This window comes from Bacillus cereus (assembly GCF_002567495.1).
In the GTDB taxonomy this organism is placed as follows: Bacteria; Bacillota; Bacilli; order Bacillales; family Bacillaceae_G; genus Bacillus_A; species Bacillus_A cereus_AQ.
Map to the genome: position 1 here is coordinate 18,705 of NZ_NVAP01000043.1, position 22,217 is coordinate 40,921.

A 22,217-nucleotide genomic window follows, 5' to 3' on the forward strand; every position below is an offset into this window, starting at 1 on the left:
AGTTGAACTTGTAGAGATAAGAGAGGGAATTTATGAAAAAGTATGCGTTAGTAACTGGAGGGAGCGGAGGGATTGGCTCTGCTATTTCGAAACAATTAATTCAAGATGGATATACAGTTTATGTTCATTACAATAATAGTGAAGGAAAGGTATTGGAATTACAGGAGGCATGGGGGGAAGTTATCCCTGTTCAAGCGAATTTGGCTTCTAGTGATGGAGCAGAGCAATTGTGGGGACAAATTGAACATCCTATTGATGTTATCGTATACGCAGCTGGGAAGAGTATTTTTGGACTAGTAACAGATGTAACAAACGATGAATTGGATTATATGGTAGAACTTCAAGTGAAGAACGTATATAAACTACTTTCAATGGCACTTCCGCCTATGATCGGGAGAAGAAGTGGTAATATTGTAATTGTTTCGTCTATATGGGGACAAATAGGGGCTTCTTGTGAAGTGCTTTATTCAATGGTAAAAGGGGCGCAAAATTCATATGTAAAAGCTTTAGCGAAAGAAGTTTCTTTAAGTGGATTACGTGTGAATGCAGTAGCACCAGGAGCAATTGAAACGGAAATGTTAAATGTTTTTTCTGAAGAAGATAAAATGGGAATTGCTGAAGATATACCATTAGGTAGAATAGGGTTACCAGAAGAGGTAGCGAAAACAGTTTCATTCCTCGTATCACCAGGAGCATCTTATATAACTGGACAAATCATCGGAGTGAATGGCGGTTGGCACTGCTAAAAATTTCTTACATAAAAAATGAACAGTTGCACAAATTAAGCATGATTTTATTACTCAATAGTGAGGTGCTTAATTATGTCAGTATTAGAAAATTTTGATCAGTGGAAGAGCTTTTTAGGAGATCGTTTAGAGCAAGCGCAAGGAAAAGGTTTAGATGGCGGTGCAGTATCAGATATGGCATTTCGTGTTGGCGACTACCTTGCTAATGAAGTAGAGGGACGTAATGACCAAGAGAAATTATTAGCTGAGCTTTGGAAAGTTGCTGATGAACAGGAGCAACATACAATTGCAAACTTAATGGTTAAGTTTGTACAACATAAGTAAAAGTAGAGAGGAGATTCTCCTCTCTACTTTTTTTGTATAATAATTACACAGGATAGATTATACATTTAGCTTCCCTATTAAGGTGAAATCATATAATATAGTACGTAGGTGTAAAGTAAGCAAGGGGAGTGATCTTGGATGATTGAATGGTATTTTGAATATGAAATACATAAAAACCGACCTGGCTTGCTTGGTGACGTTTCTTCGTTAATCGGTATGCTCGGCATTAATATTGTCACAATTAATGGTGTAGATAATGCACGACGTGGGTTACTTCTTATGTGTGATAATCAAGAGCAAATCTCTAGACTTGAATCAATTTTAAATACGATGGATAACATAACGGTAACGAAATATCGTCCACCCAAGCTAAGAGATAAGCTAGCAGTTAGGCATGGTAGGTACATACAACGAGATGCAGATGACAAGAAAACATTTCGATTTGTCCGTGACGAATTAGGCTTACTTGTAGACTTTATGGCAGAAATTATGAAAAAAGAAGGCCATAAACTAATTGGGATACGCGGAATGCCTCGTGTCGGAAAAACAGAATCCATTGTTGCTGCAAGTGTTTGTGCAAATAAAAGGTGGTTATTTGTATCATCTACCCTTATTAAGCAAACTGTTCGTAGTCAATTAATTGAAGATGAGTATAGCGATGACAATATTTTCATCTTAGATGGAATTGTGTCAACGAAGCGTGCCAACGAAAGACATTGGCAGCTCGTTCGTGAAATTATGAGATTGCCTGCAACGAAAGTTGTAGAACATCCTGATGTATTTGTGAGTCAGTCAGAATACACATTGGATGATTTTGATTATATTATCGAGTTGCGTAACGATTATGATGAAGAAATTCAATATAATTTAGTAGATGAAATTGAGCAAGGTACGCAAAATAATTTCTCTATGTTTGACTTTTAAAGAAATATTGAGGTGTTAGTAGTGACGGAATTGGGACAAAAGCTGAAAGAAGCAAGAGAAGCGAAAGGCTTGTCTATTGATCAGCTGCATGAGATTACAAAAATTCAAAAACGCCATTTAGTGGCAATTGAAGAAGGCAATTATGATGTATTGCCAGGAGCTTTTTATGCGCGTGCATTCATTAGACAATACGCAGATGCGGTTGGATTAAATGGAGAGGAACTGCTTGTAGAACATCAGAGTACGATACCACAATCTGAAAAGCGTGAAGTTCCACAAGTATCAACGGGACAAAAAACACAAGAAACAATGCAAAAATCTTCATCATGGCCAATTGCGGATCACATGCCGAAAATCTTAGTTGCGCTGTTAGTAATCGCAGCTGGAGTGGTAATCTGGTTTGTGTTTCAAGCGTTAACTGGAAAAGATGATGAAAAAGTTCCGAGTGCTCAAAGTGAGAAAATTGAAGTTCAAAAAGCGAAAGATTCTCCGTTAGATACGAAGAAAGATGAAGCGAAAGCGGAAGAGCCAAAAAAAGAGGAACCAAAGAAAGAAGAACCAAAGAAAGAGGAGCAACCAGCACAACCAACTGGACAGCAAGAAGTAAAAGTAGTTGGAACAGCTGGTAAGGTATCTACTTTGGAAATTCATAATAATAAAACATTAGAACTGGAAATTTCAGCGAAGGGTACAAGTTATGTAGATGTTAAGGACGATGCGGGTAACGAAATTCTAAACACTACAGTACAAAGCGGTCAAACAGAAAAACGCGATGTATCAACATTAAAAGAAGTACGACTTAATATTGGAAGTGCACCGAATGTTGAAATTAAATTGAATGGCCAAGTGCTTGCTTTCCCGTTAGATCCACAAAAAGAATATCACCAAAGATTGGTGATTAAAAACCAAGGGATAGAGAAACCTGCACAATAACAGTCATCGCTTCGATGACTTTTTTTCAATGAACAAATGTTTTTGATATGATGGAGGAATAGCTGTGAATTTACCAAATAAAATTACAATATCTAGAATCTTCTTAATTCCAATTTTTATGGTAATTATGTTAGCACCCTTTGATTGGGGTTCATACAAAATTGGTGATGTTAATTTACCCATTCAACATTTAGTGGGGGCAATTATCTTTATCATTGCTTCAGCTACAGATTGGATTGATGGACATTACGCAAGGAAGTATAATCTTGTAACGAATTTAGGAAAGTTTCTTGACCCGTTAGCTGATAAATTACTCGTTTCAGCAGCACTTATTACATTGGTAGAGATGCGATATGTACCGGCTTGGATTGTTATTGTAATCATCAGTCGCGAGTTTGCTGTAACAGGTTTACGTCTTGTACTTGCTGGAACAGGGGAAGTAGTTGCAGCGAATCAGCTAGGGAAAATTAAGACATGGACACAAATCATTGCGATTGCAGCATATTTATTACACGATGTACCTTTAAATTTAATCCATATTCCAGTTGCTGATATTTTCATATGGATTGCATTAATCTTTACTGTTATTTCAGGATGGGATTATTTCTGGAAAAATAGAGCTGCTTTTGTAAACTCAAAATAGAAGTTTATGGGGGAATTGGGATGAATGCTGAGATTATTGCGGTTGGGACTGAATTGTTACTTGGACAAATTGCAAATACAAATGCCCAGTTTTTATCTGAAAAGTTAGCTTCAATCGGAATTAACGTGTACTATCATACTGTTGTTGGTGATAATAATAAGCGACTGCAAAAGGCGATTGAAGCTGCGGAAGAACGTGCTGATATACTTATTTTTACAGGTGGATTAGGACCGACAAAAGATGATTTAACGAAAGAAACGATAGCGGCTAGTTTAGATGAAGAGCTTGTGTATGATGAAAAGGCATTAGCTTTAATAAGTAATTACTTTAAGCGTACAGGCCGTGACTTTACGGAGAATAATAAAAAGCAAGCGCTCGTTTTAAATGGAGCAACTGTATTTGCGAATGACCACGGTATGGCGCCTGGTATGGGGGTAAATAAGAATGGAAAAGTTTATATTTTATTACCAGGGCCGCCAAAAGAAATGAAACCAATGTATGTAAGTTACGTAGAGCCTTTTTTACGTAATCTCACAACAGGAGAAAACATTTATTCTCGTGTACTTCGGTTCTTCGGTATTGGGGAGTCTCAATTAGAGGTAAAAGTTCAAGACTTAATTGATGGACAAACGAACCCAACAATCGCCCCGTTAGCAAATGATGGAGAAGTGACATTACGTTTAACTGCTAAGCATCAAAATGTTAATGAGGCGGAGAAACTAATTCAGCATGTGGAAGATTTGATTTTAGAAAGAGTAGGAAAATTCTTCTACGGATATGACCAAGAGTTTTTGCATTACAAGGCAATAGAGTTATTGAAGAGAAAAGGGTTAACTTTAGCAAGCGCAGAAAGTTTAACAGGTGGTCTTTTTGGAAATCAAGTAACTGAAAATGCTGGTGTTTCTTCTGTATTTAAAGGCGGCGTCATTTGTTATCATAATGATGTGAAGCAACATGTTTTACGTGTACCTGAAGAAGTGTTGCATACTGATGGTGCAGTTAGTAAAGAATGTGCTCGTTATCTTGCTGAGAATGTTAAGGAACTATTAAAAGCAGATATTGGAATTAGTTTCACTGGGGTAGCAGGGCCAGATGCTTCAGAACAGAAAGAGCCGGGAACAGTATTTGTTGGGTTGGCGATTAAAGGTGAACCAACTGTAGTCTTTCCTCTTAATTTAAGTGGGAGTCGTCAACAAATTAGAGAACGCTCGACAAAATATGGATTTTATCATTTATATAAAAAGCTAGAAGAGATATAAGTTTCTTCTAGCTTTTTTATAGTTAAATTTCGTATTTATGTAATGGAAAATAAAAAAATCGAATAAATGTTCGATTTTTGTTGGCAAATTGAATTGAAAATAGGTATAATAAGATTAGCAATTCAGTTAAGGAGGAATTTTGAATGAGTGATCGTCAAGCGGCATTAGATATGGCGTTAAAACAAATAGAGAAGCAATTTGGTAAAGGTTCAATTATGAAATTAGGAGAACAAGCGGAACGTAGAATTTCTACAATTTCAAGTGGTTCTTTAGCACTTGATGTGGCGCTAGGGGTAGGCGGATACCCACGTGGCCGTATTATTGAAATTTACGGACCTGAAAGTTCAGGTAAAACGACAGTTTCATTACACGCAATCGCTGAAGTACAGCGTCAAGGTGGACAAGCAGCGTTTATTGATGCGGAGCATGCGATGGATCCTGTATATGCACAAAAATTAGGCGTTAACATAGATGAATTACTATTATCACAGCCTGATACAGGGGAGCAAGGACTAGAAATCGCAGAAGCACTTGTACGAAGTGGTGCGGTTGATATTATCGTAATTGACTCTGTAGCAGCTCTTGTGCCGAAAGCAGAGATTGAAGGAGACATGGGTGACTCACACGTAGGTTTACAAGCACGTTTAATGTCACAAGCACTTCGTAAGCTTTCAGGGGCAATCAACAAATCAAAAACAATTGCAATCTTTATTAACCAAATTCGTGAAAAAGTTGGGGTTATGTTCGGAAATCAACTACAAGTTGCTTAATCAGAGTGCAGTACTTGAATCTTTATTTGTTTTCTTCATTTAAGTCTTTATAAGGGATCTCTTATAAGGAGAGATTAAAGTGGCAGTGACAATTGGAAATAGAACTTATCGAAACGTAGAACAATGGCAAGTGGATTTTATTGTGACACATGCGGATAGAAAATTGAAAGATATAGGTAAAGAAATTAATCTTGATGAAAGGCGAGTAGGTGAAATATTAAAGTTACTCGGAATTAAAAGAACCAGACATAGGAATATTTACTTGCCTAAAACCGCAGAAGTTGAACAGATATTGTTAAGCTTAGATTTGGCGTTCATTAAGCAAAAAAGAATCGATAAGTGGTCTATTGATTTCTACTTAGGTAGAAAATATTGTTTAGATGTCCATGGGAAATGGGCACACTCACTCCCAAAAATAAAAGAACGAGATAAAAGAAAACTTTTATTTATGGAAGAGAGTTGCTATAAATATCTTGTTATACATGAAGAAGAGTTAGCAAATAAAGAAAAAGTCTTGCAAAAGATTAAGGAGTTTACCATGGGTTTCCCTTGCTAGTGATAGCATGTTAAAAAACCTTGTGAACCTTATTGCCTAAGGGTGTAACTATCTATATAGTTGCTAACGGTGAAGCCCGCCAATATTTAGGGTAATACCGTGCCAAGTTCCATAGTGATATGGGGAAGGTGTAGAGACTACCGAAAAGGACTTTTAGTTAACTGAGTAGGGTACGGCAGATGATAGGCTACTGCTGGAAGTGCAAGGCTCTCTGTAAAGAGATGAAGAGATAGTCCGGACTATAGAGATGGAAAATCTATAGATAGTGCCAGAAACAACTCCAGGTGGTCGTGCGTTGAAATTCTATTCAACTGTCCGTCTTGAAGTGCGTCGTGCGGAGCAATTAAAGCAAGGTAACGACATCGTTGGTAATAAAACGAAAGTAAAAGTAGTGAAAAATAAAGTAGCGCCACCATTCCGTGTTGCTGAAGTTGATATTATGTACGGAGAAGGTATTTCAAGAGAAGGTGAAATCTTGGATATGGCTTCTGAGCTTGATATCGTTCAAAAGAGCGGTGCTTGGTATTCTTATAATGAAGAACGTTTAGGACAAGGTCGTGAAAATTCGAAGCAGTTCTTAAAAGAGAATACGGATTTAAGAGAGGAAATTGCCTTCTTTGTTCGTGACCATCACGGAATTGGTGAAGACTCTGGTGTGGAAGACACGGAAGATTCAACTCGTCAAGATTAAAAAATAAAAGACACGGTCCCGTGTCTTTTATTTTTTTACCTTCTATTAAAGAGGTGTATATCGCAGTGGTTAAAATATTTTTTTTGACTCAAACGGGATGTGTAAAGAGGGATATTCATATGTTTTGAGGGAATAAAATGGTATTTACTAAGGTTTTCCAGGATAATATGCTATCAATTTTTCAAATTCAGATAACATTCAGGACTGAAGGTAAAGAAAGTAAAAGTAGACAACGCTTGACAATGAAAATTACGATAGATACAATGAGAATGTATATTTTTTCTTATATACGATATACTCTTCTCAAGAAGAGAAGTAATATTCGGAGTAAGGTTTAAATCTTACCGAAATAATAATATGACATTTTAATTGTGAAATGAAGAAAGTCCCTTAAAAAAGCGGGACGACGGTCTTTGCTGTATGTTGTAATTCAATGTACATGCCGACAGTCTTTTTTCATTCATAGCAAGGGGAGGTGAAATCATGACGAGTACAGTTTGGATACTCATCTCCATTTTGCTTGCAACAGTCGGTGCAGTTGTTGGCTTTTTTGTTCGAAAGTCTATTGCTGAAGCGAAGATTAATGGTGCAGCTAATGAAGCGAGACGTATTTTAGACGAAGCGAATCGTGATGCTGAAGCACTTAAGAAAGAAGCGCTTTTAGAAGCAAAGGATGAAATTCATACACTTCGTACAGAAGCTGAATTAGAAATTCGTGACCGTAGAAGCGAATTACAAAAACAAGAAAATCGTTTAATGCAAAAAGAAGAGAACCTTGATCGTAAAGACGAAACGCTCGATAAACGCGAGCAACAGTTAGAGAAGAAAGAGGATTCTCTTGTAGCGAGACAACAACAGATTGAAGAGTTGGAAAGCAAAGTGGGAGAGTTAGTTCAAAAGCAACAAACAGAATTAGAGCGCATTTCCAATCTGACACGCGAACAAGCGAAAGCAATTATTCTTGGTAAAGTAGAAAGTGAAGTTTCTCATGAAATCGCTGTTATGGTAAAAGAAAGTGAAGTTCGCGCGAAAGAAGAAGCGGATAAGAAAGCAAAAGAGATTTTATCTCTTGCAATGCAAAGATGTGCAGCTGATCATGTTGCTGAAACAACCGTTTCGGTTGTAAATCTTCCAAATGACGAAATGAAGGGACGTATTATCGGGCGTGAAGGTCGTAATATTCGTACGTTAGAAACGTTAACGGGTATTGATTTAATTATCGATGATACACCAGAGGCGGTAATCCTTTCTGGATTCGACCCAATTCGTCGTGAAACAGCTCGTATCGCTCTTGATAAACTAGTACAGGACGGACGTATTCACCCAGCGCGTATTGAAGAGATGGTCGAAAAATCAAGACGTGAAGTGGACGAGTATATTCGCGAAGTCGGAGAGCAAACAACGTTTGAAGTGGGTGTTCACGGATTACATCCAGATTTAATTAAGATTTTAGGTCGTTTGAAATACCGTACAAGTTATGGACAAAACGTCTTAAAACACTCTATGGAAGTTGCATATTTAACTGGACTTATGGCAGCAGAGCTTGGTGAGGATGAAAAACTAGCAAGACGTGCAGGTCTATTACATGATATCGGAAAAGCTATTGATCATGAAGTAGAAGGTAGCCACGTTGAAATTGGTGTTGAACTCGCGACGAAATATAAAGAGCATCCTGTAGTTATAAACAGTATTGCATCTCACCATGGTGACACAGAACCAACTTCTATCATTGCAGTTTTAGTTGCAGCAGCAGATGCATTATCAGCTGCCAGACCGGGAGCTCGTAGTGAAACGCTTGAAAACTACATTCGTCGTCTTGAAAAGTTAGAAGAGATTTCAGAGTCTTATGAAGGCGTTGAAAAATCATTCGCAATTCAAGCAGGACGTGAAGTTCGTATTCTGGTAAAACCAGATACAATCGATGATTTAGAAGCTCATCGTTTAGCTCGTGATATTCGAAAACGTATTGAAAATGAACTGGATTACCCAGGACATATTAAAGTAACTGTTATTCGTGAAACACGTGCAGTGGAATACGCAAAATAAAGTGGTGAAATACCACTTTATTTTTTTGTGTTGGAATTGGATAAAATAAAAACAGTTAGTTATATAGCATAAAAGTAAAACAAACTTATAATAAACATACTGTAAGGAATTTACTTGATGCTATAGCAATAAAAAATGCAGTACATAGAAAGGGTAAGACATATGAGAATATTATTTGTTGGGGATGTAGTAGGATCTCCTGGTAGAGGTATGATTCAACAGTACGTACCGGCATTAAAGAAAAAATATACACCTACAGTAACAATCATTAATGGAGAAAATGCAGCAGGTGGCCGTGGGATTACAGAAAAAATATATCGAAACTTTTTAGAGTGTGGGGCACAAGCAGTTACACTTGGAAACCATGCTTGGGATAATCGTGAAGTATTTGAATTCATCGATGATGCAAAATATCTTGCAAGACCAGCTAACTTCCCAGAAGGAACTCCAGGAAAAGGACTTATCTTTGTAAACTGTAACGGAACAGAAGTTGCAGTTATTAACTTACAGGGGCGTACTTTCCTTCCTCCGATTGATTGTCCATTCCGTAAAGTGGATGAATTAATTAATATTGCGAAAAAACGTACGAATATTATCTTTGTTGATTTCCATGCGGAGACTACAAGTGAAAAACAAGCGCTAGGTTGGTATGTAGATGGACGTGCTACAGCAGTAGTAGGTACGCATACGCATGTCCCTACAGCGGATAACCGTATTTTACCAAGCGGAACGGCATATATTACAGATGTTGGGATGACAGGGCCATATGATGGAATATTAGGTATGGACCGAGAAGCAGTATTGAAGAAGTTTTTAACGAACTTACCGGTACGATTTGAAGTAACAAGTGGTAGAACGCAATTAAGTGCAGTGTTAATTGATGTGGATCCAAATACAGGAAAAGCAAAGAAAATTGAGCGCATTTTAATTAATGACGATCAACCATTTTTTGAGTAAATTTCTGTTAAAATTTAGATAAGTTATTATATTTTAATTTTTTAGAAAAATTACAGAAATTTAGCAGGAATACGCGCCATTCCTCGTGAATATAAGTTAAAGTGAAATAATTGCTAATACTTTTTAAAGAAACGAGGAGGAAACGCGGAATGGAAATATTAAAAGTTAAAGCAACGTCGGTCCCTAATTCTGTAGCTGGTGCACTTGCAGGTGTTATTCGCGAACGCGGAACAGCAGAAATTCAAGCTATTGGTGCAGGTGCATTGAACCAAGCGGTAAAGGCAGTAGCAATTGCAAGAGGGTTTGTAGCGCCTAGTGGTTTGGACCTGATTTGTATCCCAGCGTTTACAGATATTATGATTGATGGCGAAGAGCGTACAGCAATAAAATTAATTGTAGAACCTCGTTAAGTTTAAACAACCTGTTTGCAGTATGCAAACAGGTTGTTTTTATAATGGAGGAATGAAAATGAAAATTTTTGATGCTCATTGTGATGTGCTCTTTCAGTTATGGAGTGCACAGGGAAAAAAGAATTTTAAAAACGACCCCAAATTACATATTACATTTGAACAGTTAAAGGAAAGAAAAGGGAGTATACAGTGTTTTGCTATATTTGTGCCAGAAACAGTAGCATATGAACAACGATTTGAAGCGGCATTACAAATGATAGATATTTTTTATAATGAAATTCTATCGCTACCAGGTGTGAGATTTATCCGAACGAAAGAGGATATAAATAAATTAAAACAGGACGAGGTTGGCGCGCTATTAACGTTAGAAGGGTGCGAAGCAATTGGCAAAGAAGCGATGAAATTACGTTTGTTTTATCGGTTAGGTGTACGTTCTTTCGGATTAACATGGAACTATGCGAATTTGTTAGCTGATGGGGCGCTAGAGACGCGTGGAGCAGGTTTAACTACTGCTGGTAGACAAGTTGTACAAGAGCTGAATACTTTGCACTTATGGACGGATTTATCACATTTAAATGAGAGAAGTTTTTGGGATGTGATAGAAATTGCGAATAACCCAATTGCATCCCACTCAAATTGTTATAAACTGTGCGAGCATCCACGCAATTTAAATGACGAACAAATTAAAGGGCTTATAAAGAGAAATAGCATGATCGGTGTCACTTTTGTACCACAGTTTCTAACAAGTGAAAGACAAGCGAATATAACAGATATAGTAAAACATATCGAATATATTTGCTCGCTAGGTGGAGAAAACAATATAGGATTTGGTTCGGATTTTGATGGGATTGTAGATACGGTTGTAAATGTATCGGCCTATGGAGATTATGAAAATGTAATGAATGAGCTGTATAAATACTATGCTGCATCTACTGTAGAACGATTTTTATATGGGAATTTTGTCGAACATATAAGTTTTTAAGTTTTTGGTTTAAAATTCAGAAAAATTAAAATTAATTCATTTGATTTTATTGCTTTTTTTAAGACCTAATACTAGAATGAAAAACGAAATAGCATTATACTAAAGATTCAGGGAAATCAGAAGAGGCATAATTTGCGTCCGTTGTAGTTTATTTGCATAAAAAATGCTAAACTATTACTGTAAAAAAATACACTACAATGAATGCAGCCAAAAGGGGTGTAGGAGATGATTAGTCAACTTTCATGGAAAGTTGGAGGCCAACAAGGTGAAGGAATTGAAAGTACAGGAGAAATCTTCTGTATTGCATTAAACCGATTAGGATATTACCTATACGGTTACCGCCACTTCTCATCACGTATAAAAGGCGGCCATACAAATAATAAAATTCGTGTAAGTACAACAGAAGTACGCGCGATCTCAGATGATTTAGATATTTTAATTGCTTTTGACCAAGAAACAATTGATTTTAACTTCCACGAACTACGTCCAGGCGGAATTGTAGTTGCGGATGCGAAATTTAATCCAACAATACCTGACAATACAGATGTAAATCTATATGTGATACCGTTTACAGATATTGCTTCAGAATTAGGCACATCATTAATGAAAAACATGGTTGCTGTTGGAGCATCAAGTGCAGTATTAGGATTAGACGAAACAGCTTATTTAGATGTTGTTGAAGAAATCTTTGGTCGTAAAGGAGAGCAAGTCGTTCAAAAGAATATGGACGCAATTAAACGTGGCTCTCAATATATGAAAGAATTACTAGGTGAGAAAGTAAACATGATGCAGCTTGAAAAAGCTGATGGTAAAAAACGCATGTTTATGATTGGAAACGATGCAATCGCATTTGGTGCGGTAGCTGGTGGTGCTCGTTTTATGTCAGCATACCCAATCACACCTGCATCAGAAATTATGGAATACTTAATTAAAAAATTACCGAAAGTCGGCGGAACAGTAATCCAAACTGAGGATGAAATCGCAGCTTGTACAATGGCAATCGGTGCAAACTATGCTGGTGTTCGTACATTAACTGCATCTGCTGGTCCTGGTCTTTCATTAATGATGGAAGCAATCGGTTTAGCAGGTATTACAGAAACCCCATTAGTAATTGTTGATACACAACGTGGCGGTCCAAGTACGGGATTACCAACGAAACAAGAACAGTCTGACTTAATGGCGATGATTTACGGTACGCATGGTGAGATTCCAAAAATCGTAATGGCGCCAAGTACAGTTGAAGAAGCTTTCTATGACATTGTAGAAGCATTTAACTTATCTGAAGAATATCAAGTTCCTGTTATTTTCTTAACAGATTTACAGCTTTCGTTAGGAAAACAAACAGTAGAACCACTTAAATTAGATAAAGTGGAAATTCGTCGTGGTAAGCTTGATTTAGAAGCGGAATTACCAGAACGTGAAAATAAAGCATACTTCAAGCGTTATGAAGTAACAGAAGATGGCGTTTCGCCGCGTGTTTTACCTGGTATGAAAAATGGTGTTCACCATGTTACAGGTGTAGAACATGATGAAACTGGGAAGCCATCTGAATCAGCAATAAATCGTAAAGATCAAATGGACAAACGTTTCCGTAAAATGGAGAACTTGAAGTTTAATACCCCTGTTTATAAAAATGTTAAGCATGAAGAAGCAGACGTATTGCTTGTTGGGTTTAACTCAACTCGTGGTGCAATCGAAGAGGCAATGACGCGTTTAGAACAAGAGGGTATGAAAGTAAACCATGCTCATGTGCGTTTAATTCACCCGTTCCCAACAGCTGAAATCGATCCACTTGTGAAAAAGGCGAAGCGTGTTGTAGTAGTAGAAAACAATGCAACAGGTCAGCTTGCTAACATTATGAAAATGAATCTTGGTAATGGTGAGAAAATTTCTAGTCTTTTAAAATATGATGGAAACCCATTCTTGCCGAAAGAGATTTACAACGAATGCAAAAAAGGGGTTGTATTAAATGGCAACATTTAAGGACTTTCGTAACAGTGTAAAGCCGAACTGGTGCCCAGGTTGCGGAGACTTCTCGGTGCAAGCTGCAATTCAACGTGCGGCAGCTAACGTTGGCTTAAATCCAGATGAACTTGCTGTTATTTCTGGTATTGGCTGTTCAGGCCGTATTTCAGGTTATATTAATTCATACGGTGTGCATAGTATTCATGGTCGTGCCCTTCCGATTGCACAAGGTGTGAAAATGGCAAATCGTGATTTAACAGTTATCGCTTCCGGTGGTGACGGTGATGGATTTGCGATTGGTATGGGACATACAATCCATTCTATTCGTCGTAATATCGACATTACGTATATCGTAATGGATAACCAAATTTACGGATTAACAAAAGGGCAAACTTCACCACGTAGTGAAGCTGGGTTTAAAACGAAAAGTACACCACAAGGTTCAATTGAACCATCACTAAATGTAATGGAAATGGCTTTAACAGCTGGTGCGACATTTGTGGCGCAAAGCTTTTCGAGTGATTTAAAAGAATTAACACAAATTATTGAAGCTGGTATTAACCATAAAGGCTTTTCATTAATTAACGTATTCAGTCCATGTGTTACTTATAATAAAGTAAATACTTACGATTGGTTTAAAGAGAACTTAACGAAACTAAGCACAGTAGAGGGATATGATCCATCTAATCGCATGATGGCTATGCAAACGTTAATGGAAAATAACGGTTTAGTAACAGGTTTGATTTATCAAAATACTAAGCAACCATCATATCAAGAACTTGTTAAAGGCTATAGTGAAGAGCCTTTAGTGAAATCTGATTTAAATATGGATCAGAAAATGTTTGATGAGCTTGTTGCTGAATTTATGTAATGTAAGAAGAGGAGGTTGCCGATTTGGCAACCTTTTTTATGTGCAAAAAATATAGGGTAGTTTTATTTACTTAGAAAATTCAGAATGGTAAAATAATATGTAAATCGTTGTATGAAAATGGCAAGTTCATTGCTTATGAAATGTAAGATAATAAAGGGCCTCTGGATTGTTAAAATTGGCGAAACACGTCATACTATGGTAATGTTTATAGGGATAAAGCAATATGCTTTTGGGTAGGACAACAAGAAATGATAAAAAGGGAATGTCTATTTGCGTGGGGAAGACTTCATTCTTATGAATGATTAGATTGATTACTCAAGTTTCAAAGGACAAGTTATCTCCAAGCTATCTAACCATTTTTGAGGTGAGTCTAAGCGCATTAAAATGGACTATAGAGTGTGTATAGTTAAGGGTGAAAGGAGATTACCGATGAACGAGCATCAACGATTAGCAAGTCAACAAGCAAATTCCTCTACGAAAAAAGAAGAGAAAGACTATAGTAAATACTTTGAAAGTGTATATCAACCACCTTCCTTAAAGGATGCGAAAAAGCGCGGGAAAGAAGAAGTTAAAATTGAACGGGATTTTGGCTTACCTGAAGAGTTTCGCAATTTTGGTACAGGACGAAAGTTCTATATTCGTACATATGGTTGTCAAATGAATGAGCATGATACGGAAGTAATGGCAGGTATTTTCACAACACTTGGATATGAACCAACTTTTTCAACTGAGGATGCAGATGTAGTTTTATTAAACACTTGTGCCATTCGTGAAAATGCTGAAAATAAAGTGTTTGGTGAACTAGGCCATTTAAAGTCACTAAAACGAAGAAATCCGGACCTTTTAATTGGTGTATGTGGTTGTATGTCTCAAGAAGAATCTGTTGTAAATAAAATTATGCAAAAAAATCAGCATGTAGATATGGTGTTTGGAACGCATAATATTCATAGATTACCGTACATTCTAAAAGATGCGATGTTCTCGAAGGAAACGGTAGTTGAAGTTTGGTCAAAAGAAGGGGACGTAATTGAAAACCTTCCGAAAGTACGCCGTGGTGATATCAAAGCTTGGGTAAATATTATGTATGGCTGTGATAAGTTCTGTACGTATTGTATTGTACCGTATACACGCGGAAAAGAGCGAAGTAGACGTCCAGAAGATATTATCCAAGAGATTCGTCATTTAGCTGCGAATGGTTATAAAGAAATTACATTACTTGGACAGAACGTAAATGCATATGGTAAAGACTTTGAAGATGTAGAATACGGTCTTGGTGATTTAATGGACGAACTTCGTAAAGTTGATATTGCCCGTATTCGTTTTACAACGAGCCATCCACGTGATTTCGATGATCACTTAATTGAAGTGCTTGGTAAAGGTGGCAACCTAGTAGAACATATCCATTTACCAGTTCAATCTGGAAGTACAGATATGCTGAAAATTATGGCGCGTAAATATTCACGTGAGCATTATTTAGAACTTGTAAGAAAAATTAAAGAAGCAATTCCAGATGCAGTATTAACAACAGATATTATCGTTGGTTTCCCAAATGAAACAGATGAGCAATTTGAAGAAACGATGTCGTTATATCGTGAAGTAGGATTTGATACTGCCTTTACATTTATTTATTCTCCTCGCGAAGGTACACCAGCTGCAAAAATGAAAGATAATGTACCGATGGAAGTGAAGAAAGAACGTCTTCAACGCTTAAATACACTAGTAAATACGTTGGCAATTGAAAAGAATAGTCGTTACAAAGGTCAAATTGTAGAAGTGTTAGTTGATGGGGAAAGTAAAAATAATCCGGAAGTACTTGCAGGTTATACTCGTACGAATAAACTTGTAAACTTCGTCGCTTCAAAATCTTTAATTGGTCAGCTTGTGAAAGTAAAAGTAACGGAAGCAAAAACTTGGTCTCTTAACGGGGAATTAGTTGAAGAGCCGATTGAGGTGAAATAATAGATGAAAGTATATTCGAAAGATGACATTGTTGAACAAGCGAAAGAATTAGCAAAAATGATTTCTGAAACAGAAGAAGTTGATTTTTTTAAGAAAGCAGAGGCGCAAATTCATAAAAATGAAAATGTAAAGCGCGCAATCGATGAAATTAAAGCACTGCAAAAACAAGCAGTAAACTTGCAGCATTACGGTAAGTGGGAAGCTTTAAAAAAGGTAGAAGCTGAAATTGATGCATTGCAAGATAAGTTAGACAGTATTCCAGTCGTACAAGAATTTAAATCTTCACAAACATATGTAAATGACTTATTACAGTTAGTTGCTAGTACAATTTCTAACAACGTAACAGATGAAATATTAATTTCAACTGGTGGCGATGTACTTAAGGGTGAAACTGGCGCAGCGGTAGAAAGTAAAGAAGGAAATTGTGGTTGTTAAAGAGATGTCATATTGACATCTCTTTTTTTTGTGGATTAAACGTAAGTTCTTCTCAAAAAAAAGAATGACACATTCCGCTATTGTCACGCATATGATTAAGTGAATAGTGATTGAGGAGGGTTACGAATGTCCGAATTTAGAGAGATTATTACAAAAGCAGTGGTTGGAAAAGGACGTAAGTATACAAAGTCAACGCATACATGTGAATCGAATAATGAGCCAACAAGTATTTTAGGGTGCTGGGTAATTAACCACTCGTACGAAGCAAGAAAGAATGGGAAGCATGTGGAAATTGAAGGTTTCTATGATGTGAACACTTGGTATTCATTTGACGGAAATACAAAGACTGAAGTTGTAACAGAACGTGTGAACTATACGGACGAAGTAAGCATTGGTTATCGTGATAAAAACTTTTCTGGTGACGATTTAGAAATTATTGCTCGTGTTATTCAGCCGCCAAATTGTTTAGAAGCGCTTGTATCACCAAATGGTAATAAAATTGTTGTAACTGTAGAACGTGAATTTGTAACAGAAGTAGTTGGGGAAACGAAAATTTGTGTAAGTGTAAATCCTGAAGGCTGCGTAGAATCAGATGATGATTTCCAAATTGCTGATGATGAATTTGAAGAATTAGATCCGAACTTTATCGTTGATGCAGAAGAAGAGTAATAGAAAGCTAGGGAGAAGTTCTTCCTAGCTTTTTACTTTACATAAGTAGTGCTTGAATGAACATGGTTCTTTATGAAATGTGCTATAATGAAGAAAGACTCCTGAAATAGGAGATATGGATGTCCGTGAAATGTGACATATATGAAAATTGATTACTATGTAAGAATTATGGAGGAAAAGTATGACGCAATATACCCCTATGATACAGCAATATTTAAAGGTTAAGGCAGACTATCAAGATGCCTTTTTATTTTTCCGATTAGGCGATTTTTATGAAATGTTCTTTGAAGATGCCGTTAAAGCAGCTCATGAGCTTGAGATTACATTAACGAGCCGAGATGGTGGTAGTAGTGATCGTATACCGATGTGCGGTGTACCGCATCATGCAGCTAAAAACTATATTGAACAACTTGTTGAAAAAGGCTATAAAGTAGCTGTTTGTGAGCAAGTGGAAGATCCAAAAACAGCTAAAGGTGTAGTGCGCCGTGAAGTAGTACAACTAATTACGCCAGGAACGATGATGGAAGGGCGTACGATTGATGAGAAAGAAAATAACTTTTTAGCCGCATTAACACATTTTGAAGATGGATCATATGCATTAGCTTGTAATGATTTAACTACTGGACAAAATACAGTAACGTTGTTAACAGGTTCAGTAGAAGATATTTTATTAGAAGTGTATGCAACTGGTTCAAAAGAAATTGTTGTAGATTCTTCATTTTCTAAAGATGAATTAAATAAATTAACTGAAACGTTAAAAATGACAATTTCATATGAAGATGCAACGGCAATTCCTGAAGGGTTAGAACATCTTGTGAAAAATGTTTCGCAAGCAAAGTTAATTAAAGCAATTGGACGCTTATTTAACTATGTGATAAGAACGCAAAAACGTTCATTAGATCATTTACAACCTGTAGAAATTTATTATACGAATCAATTTATGAAAATTGATGTGCATTCAAAGCGAAATTTAGAGCTGACAGAAACACTTCGAACGAAAGAAAAAACAGGATCATTATTATGGCTATTGGATAAAACAAAAACAGCTATGGGTGGTCGTATGTTAAAACAGTGGATGGAACGTCCACTTATTCAGAAAGAAAAAGTTGAAGAGCGTTTAGAAATGGTTGAAACATTTGTAAATGATTACTTCTTACGTGAAGATTTAAAAGAAAAACTAAAAGAAGTATATGATTTAGAACGTTTAGCAGGAAAAGTTGCATTTGGTAATGTCAATGCAAGGGACTTATTACAGTTAAGACGATCTTTACTTCAAGTACCAGCTATTTTAGAAGCGATTAGTTTGTTAGATAATGCTTATGCAGCAAGGTTAATAGAAGGCGCGGATCCATGTGAGAGCTTAACTGAATTACTAGGAAGAAGTATTCAAGAAAACCCACCGCTTTCTATTAAAGATGGAGATATTATTAAAGACGGTTATAATGACAAGCTTGATCAATATCGTTACGTTAGTAAAAACGGAAAAACGTGGATAGCTGAGCTTGAAAAACGAGAGCGTGATATTACAGGAGTTAAATCGTTAAAAATTGGGTACAACCGTATTTTCGGCTACTACATTGAAGTGACGAAGGCGAATCTTGCAGCACTTCCAGAAGGCCGCTACGAACGAAAACAAACGCTTGCTAATGCTGAACGTTTCATTACAGATGAACTGAAAGAAAAAGAAACGTTAATCTTAGAAGCAGAAGAAAAAATTGTACAACTAGAATACGATTTATTTACAGCACTTCGTGAAGAAGTAAAAGTATTCATTCCAAAATTACAACATTTAGCGAAAGTAATTAGTGAATTAGACGTACTGCAAAGTTTCGCGACAGTTAGTGAAGAAGAACAGTTTGTAAAACCTGTACTAACAACAAAGCGCGAAATCTTTATTAAAGATGGTCGTCATCCTGTCGTTGAAAAAGTATTGAACGGGAAATTGTATGTACCGAATGATTGTATTATGCCAGAGAAGATGGATGTCTTTTTAATTACAGGACCGAACATGTCTGGTAAAAGTACGTATATGAGACAATTAGCACTTGTAACTGTTATGTCGCAAATCGGTTGTTTCGTACCAGCAACAGAAGCAGTATTACCTGTATTTGATCAAATCTTTACAAGAATTGGTGCAGCGGATGATTTAATATCAGGTCAAAGTACATTTATGGTCGAAATGTTAGAAGCGAAAAATGCAATTGCAAACGCATCAGAAAGAAGTTTAATTTTATTCGATGAAATTGGACGCGGTACATCTACGTATGATGGTATGGCACTTGCACAAGCAATTATTGAGCATATTCATGACCAAATTGGTGCAAAAACGTTATTCTCTACGCATTATCATGAATTGACGGTGCTAGAAGAAAGTTTAGATCAACTGAAAAATGTACATGTTTCAGCAATTGAAGAGAATGGTAAAGTAGTATTTCTTCATAAAATTCAAGATGGAGCAGCTGATAAAAGTTACGGAATTCACGTTGCGCAACTTGCGGAGCTTCCAGATAGCTTAATTGCCCGTGCGAAAGAAGTGTTAGCGCAACTAGAAGGACAAGAAGAAATTATTATTCCAAAGCGTGTAGAAGTGAAAGTACAAGAAGCTGCTCCAGAACCTGTAGTTGTAAAAGAGGAAATAGCAGAAATACAGGAAACGAAAGTAGAGACTGAAGAAGAATCGCAACTATCTTTCTTTGGGAGAGAACAGTCTTCGAAGAAACAAGACAAGCCTGCGTTAGATCAAAAAGAAACAGCAGTATTGGCGCAAATTAAAAAAATTGATTTACTTGATATGACACCTTTAGAAGCGATGAACGAACTGTATCGCTTACAGAAAAAGTTAAAGAAAGGATGAGTAAGTAGATGGGGAAAATTCGCAAACTCGATGATCAACTCTCTAACTTAATTGCGGCAGGGGAAGTAGTAGAGCGCCCTGCCTCAGTCGTAAAAGAACTTGTGGAAAATTCTATCGATGCGAATAGTACATCTATTGAAATCCACTTAGAAGAAGCTGGGTTATCGAAAATTCGTATCATTGATAATGGTGATGGTATTGCAGAGGAAGACTGTATCGTTGCCTTTGAACGACATGCGACGAGTAAAATTAAAGATGAAAACGATTTGTTTCGCATAAGAACACTCGGTTTCCGTGGTGAGGCATTGCCGAGTATTGCCTCAGTTAGTGAATTAGAATTAATCACTAGCACAGGTGATGCACCTGGTACACACCTTATTATTAAAGGTGGAGACATTATAAAACAGGAAAAAACAGCAAGCCGAAAAGGAACAGATATTACAGTACAAAACTTATTCTTTAATACACCAGCTCGTCTAAAATATATGAAAACAATTCATACAGAGCTTGGGAATATTACAGATATTGTGTATCGTATTGCAATGTCACATCCAGAAGTATCGTTAAAGCTGTTTCATAATGAAAAGAAATTGCTTCATACATCAGGAAATGGTGATGTAAGACAAGTACTTGCATCGATTTACAGCATTCAAGTTGCGAAGAAGCTTGTTCCAATTGAAGCTGAATCTTTAGATTTCACAATTAAAGGTTATGTAACATTACCAGAAGTAACGAGAGCATCTCGAAATTATATGTCAACAATCGTAAATGGTCGTTACGTTCGAAATTTTGTATTAATGAAAGCCATTCAGCAAGGGTACCATACATTACTGCCAGTCGGACGATATCCAATCGGCTTCTTATCGATTGAAATGGATCCAATGCTAGTTGATGTTAACGTACATCCAGCGAAATTAGAAGTTCGTTTTAGTAAAGAACAAGAATTGTTAAAGCTTATCGAAGAAACGTTGCAAGCAGCATTCAAAAAAATACAGCTCATTCCAGATGCAGGTGTAACAACGAAGAAAAAAGAAAAAGATGAAAGTGTGCAAGAACAGTTCCAGTTTGAGCATGCGAAGCCGAAAGAACCATCCATGCCAAACATTGTTTTACCGACGGGTATGGATGAAAAACAAGAAGAACCGCAGGCTGTGAAACAACCAGCACAACTGTGGCAACCGCCGAAGCAAGAATGGCAACCTCCACAGTCGCTCGTCAGAGAAGAACAAAGTTGGCAACCATCTACTAAACCGATAATGGAAGAACCGATTCGAGAAGAGAAATCGTGGAACAGTAACGATGAAGACTTTGAATTAGAGGAATTGGAAGAAGAAGTCGGAGAAATAAAAGAGATTGAAATGAACGGTAATGACTTACCACCGCTTTATCCAATTGGACAAATGCATGGAACATATATTTTCGCTCAAAATGATAATGGCCTATATATGATTGATCAACATGCAGCACAGGAACGTATCAATTATGAATACTTCCGTGATAAAGTAGGAAGGGTAGCACAAGAAGTACAAGAACTACTTGTACCATATCGTATTGATTTATCTCTTACTGAATTTTTACGTGTCGAAGAACAGTTAGAAGAACTGAAAAAAGTCGGCTTATTCTTAGAACAATTCGGCCATCAATCCTTTATCGTCCGCTCACATCCAACGTGGTTCCCGAAAGGACAAGAAACAGAAATTATCGACGAAATGATGGAGCAAGTTGTTAAACTAAAAAAAGTTGATATTAAAAAACTACGTGAAGAAGCAGCCATCATGATGAGCTGTAAAGCATCGATTAAAGCAAATCAATATTTAACGAACGATCAAATATTTGCTTTACTTGAAGAACTTCGTACAACAACAAATCCGTACACATGCCCGCACGGAAGACCGATTCTTGTGCACCATTCTACTTATGAATTGGAGAAGATGTTTAAGAGGGTTATGTAGGGTGAATAAAATTACATTTCAAAAGGGAGCAACATTTACTGTTGCTCCCTTTTAATATGTAGATTTAATTGTTAAACGAAAATATGGTGGAGTAATTTTGCAGTTTATTTCTTGGTTGCGTTAGCTTAAATTTATCTATGTATAAAAAAGCGCTGTATACAGCACTTTTTAAAAGGTGCATGAATTGTATAATAAAGATTTCTACATTACTAACCAAATAACTATGCATGGCCAAATGTTGCTTCTTATTTGGCTAATTGTTATAAGGATC

At 36.7% G+C, this 22,217-nt stretch carries 18 protein-coding genes and 2 pseudogenes; all 20 read left to right on the forward strand.

All coding sequences use genetic code 11. The annotated features are described in order from the left end of the window. Positions 1-32 precede the first annotated feature (32 nt). The 20 genes and pseudogenes from ymfI to mutL all read left to right on the forward strand — a co-directional run bounded on the left by ymfI (position 33) and on the right by mutL (position 21,946). Positions 33-746 carry an elongation factor P 5-aminopentanone reductase gene (ymfI, locus tag COK05_RS20440; RefSeq protein ID WP_098614012.1) on the forward strand — a complete coding sequence of 238 codons (714 nt, stop codon included), beginning with the start codon at positions 33-35 and terminating at the stop codon, positions 744-746. A 75-nt stretch (positions 747-821) separates the two neighbouring features. After that, positions 822-1,070 carry a DUF3243 domain-containing protein gene (locus COK05_RS20445; protein WP_000114504.1) on the forward strand — a complete coding sequence of 83 codons (249 nt, stop codon included), beginning with the start codon at positions 822-824 and terminating at the stop codon, positions 1,068-1,070. 138 nt (positions 1,071-1,208) lie between these two features. After that, a complete protein-coding gene (locus COK05_RS20450; protein WP_000574107.1) occupies positions 1,209-1,994 on the forward strand; it encodes a DUF3388 domain-containing protein in 786 nt (261 codons plus the stop codon). A 21-nt stretch (positions 1,995-2,015) separates the two neighbouring features. Next, on the forward strand, positions 2,016-2,927 hold the full coding sequence (locus tag COK05_RS20455) for a helix-turn-helix domain-containing protein (RefSeq protein ID WP_098614013.1): 912 nt from the start codon (positions 2,016-2,018) through the stop codon (positions 2,925-2,927). A gap of 64 nt (positions 2,928-2,991) precedes the next feature. Continuing rightward, entirely contained in the window at positions 2,992-3,570 is a 579-nt protein-coding gene (pgsA, locus tag COK05_RS20460; protein ID WP_098614014.1) for a CDP-diacylglycerol--glycerol-3-phosphate 3-phosphatidyltransferase, read from the forward strand. A 20-nt stretch (positions 3,571-3,590) separates the two neighbouring features. Beyond that, entirely contained in the window at positions 3,591-4,829 is a 1,239-nt protein-coding gene (gene cinA / locus COK05_RS20465) for a competence/damage-inducible protein CinA (protein WP_098614015.1), read from the forward strand. A gap of 143 nt (positions 4,830-4,972) precedes the next feature. Continuing rightward, positions 4,973-5,581 (forward strand): annotated as a pseudogene (gene recA / locus COK05_RS20470) (recombinase RecA); the annotation flags it as partial. A 97-nt stretch (positions 5,582-5,678) separates the two neighbouring features. Continuing rightward, a complete protein-coding gene (locus COK05_RS20475) occupies positions 5,679-6,155 on the forward strand; it encodes a topoisomerase I (protein WP_098614016.1) in 477 nt (158 codons plus the stop codon). Positions 6,156-6,423: 268 nt separating this feature from the next. After that, positions 6,424-6,846: pseudogene (locus COK05_RS20480) on the forward strand (recombinase RecA); the annotation flags it as partial. Positions 6,847-7,329: 483 nt separating this feature from the next. Continuing rightward, positions 7,330-8,892, forward strand: a complete 1,563-nt coding sequence (gene rny, locus COK05_RS20490; protein ID WP_000204910.1) for a ribonuclease Y — start codon at positions 7,330-7,332, stop codon at positions 8,890-8,892. A gap of 162 nt (positions 8,893-9,054) precedes the next feature. Next, complete coding sequence (locus COK05_RS20495; RefSeq protein ID WP_001221097.1) at positions 9,055-9,849, forward strand: TIGR00282 family metallophosphoesterase; 795 nt, start codon at positions 9,055-9,057, stop codon at positions 9,847-9,849. Positions 9,850-9,998: 149 nt separating this feature from the next. After that, positions 9,999-10,259, forward strand: a complete 261-nt coding sequence (gene spoVS / locus COK05_RS20500; protein WP_000404341.1) for a stage V sporulation protein SpoVS — start codon at positions 9,999-10,001, stop codon at positions 10,257-10,259. A 22-nt stretch (positions 10,260-10,281) separates the two neighbouring features. Next, entirely contained in the window at positions 10,282-11,241 is a 960-nt protein-coding gene (locus COK05_RS20505) for a dipeptidase (RefSeq protein ID WP_141539188.1), read from the forward strand. 225 nt (positions 11,242-11,466) lie between these two features. Further along, the gene (locus COK05_RS20510) at positions 11,467-13,224 is read left to right on the forward strand and encodes a 2-oxoacid:acceptor oxidoreductase subunit alpha (protein ID WP_000625417.1); all 1,758 of its coding nucleotides are present in this window, start codon (positions 11,467-11,469) and stop codon (positions 13,222-13,224) included. Then, positions 13,211-14,077: a 2-oxoacid:ferredoxin oxidoreductase subunit beta gene (locus COK05_RS20515; protein ID WP_000190155.1), complete on the forward strand. Its 867-nt coding sequence runs from the start codon at positions 13,211-13,213 to the stop codon at positions 14,075-14,077. The genes COK05_RS20510 and COK05_RS20515 overlap by 14 nt, the downstream gene beginning before the upstream one ends. Before the next feature lie 429 nt (positions 14,078-14,506). After that, positions 14,507-16,036, forward strand: coding sequence for a tRNA (N6-isopentenyl adenosine(37)-C2)-methylthiotransferase MiaB (gene miaB / locus COK05_RS20520; RefSeq protein WP_098614019.1), 1,530 nt, complete (start codon positions 14,507-14,509; stop codon positions 16,034-16,036). Between the two features lie 3 nt (positions 16,037-16,039). After that, positions 16,040-16,471 (forward strand): RicAFT regulatory complex protein RicA family protein, encoded by a 432-nt coding sequence (locus COK05_RS20525; RefSeq protein WP_098614020.1) that lies wholly within the window; start codon positions 16,040-16,042, stop codon positions 16,469-16,471. A 126-nt stretch (positions 16,472-16,597) separates the two neighbouring features. Beyond that, a complete protein-coding gene (cotE, locus tag COK05_RS20530; protein ID WP_001288799.1) occupies positions 16,598-17,140 on the forward strand; it encodes an outer spore coat protein CotE in 543 nt (180 codons plus the stop codon). Positions 17,141-17,321: 181 nt separating this feature from the next. Beyond that, positions 17,322-19,994, forward strand: a complete 2,673-nt coding sequence (mutS, locus tag COK05_RS20535) for a DNA mismatch repair protein MutS (RefSeq protein WP_098614021.1) — start codon at positions 17,322-17,324, stop codon at positions 19,992-19,994. Between the two features lie 8 nt (positions 19,995-20,002). Further along, the gene (gene mutL / locus COK05_RS20540) at positions 20,003-21,946 is read left to right on the forward strand and encodes a DNA mismatch repair endonuclease MutL (RefSeq protein WP_098614022.1); all 1,944 of its coding nucleotides are present in this window, start codon (positions 20,003-20,005) and stop codon (positions 21,944-21,946) included. Positions 21,947-22,217 lie beyond the last annotated feature (271 nt).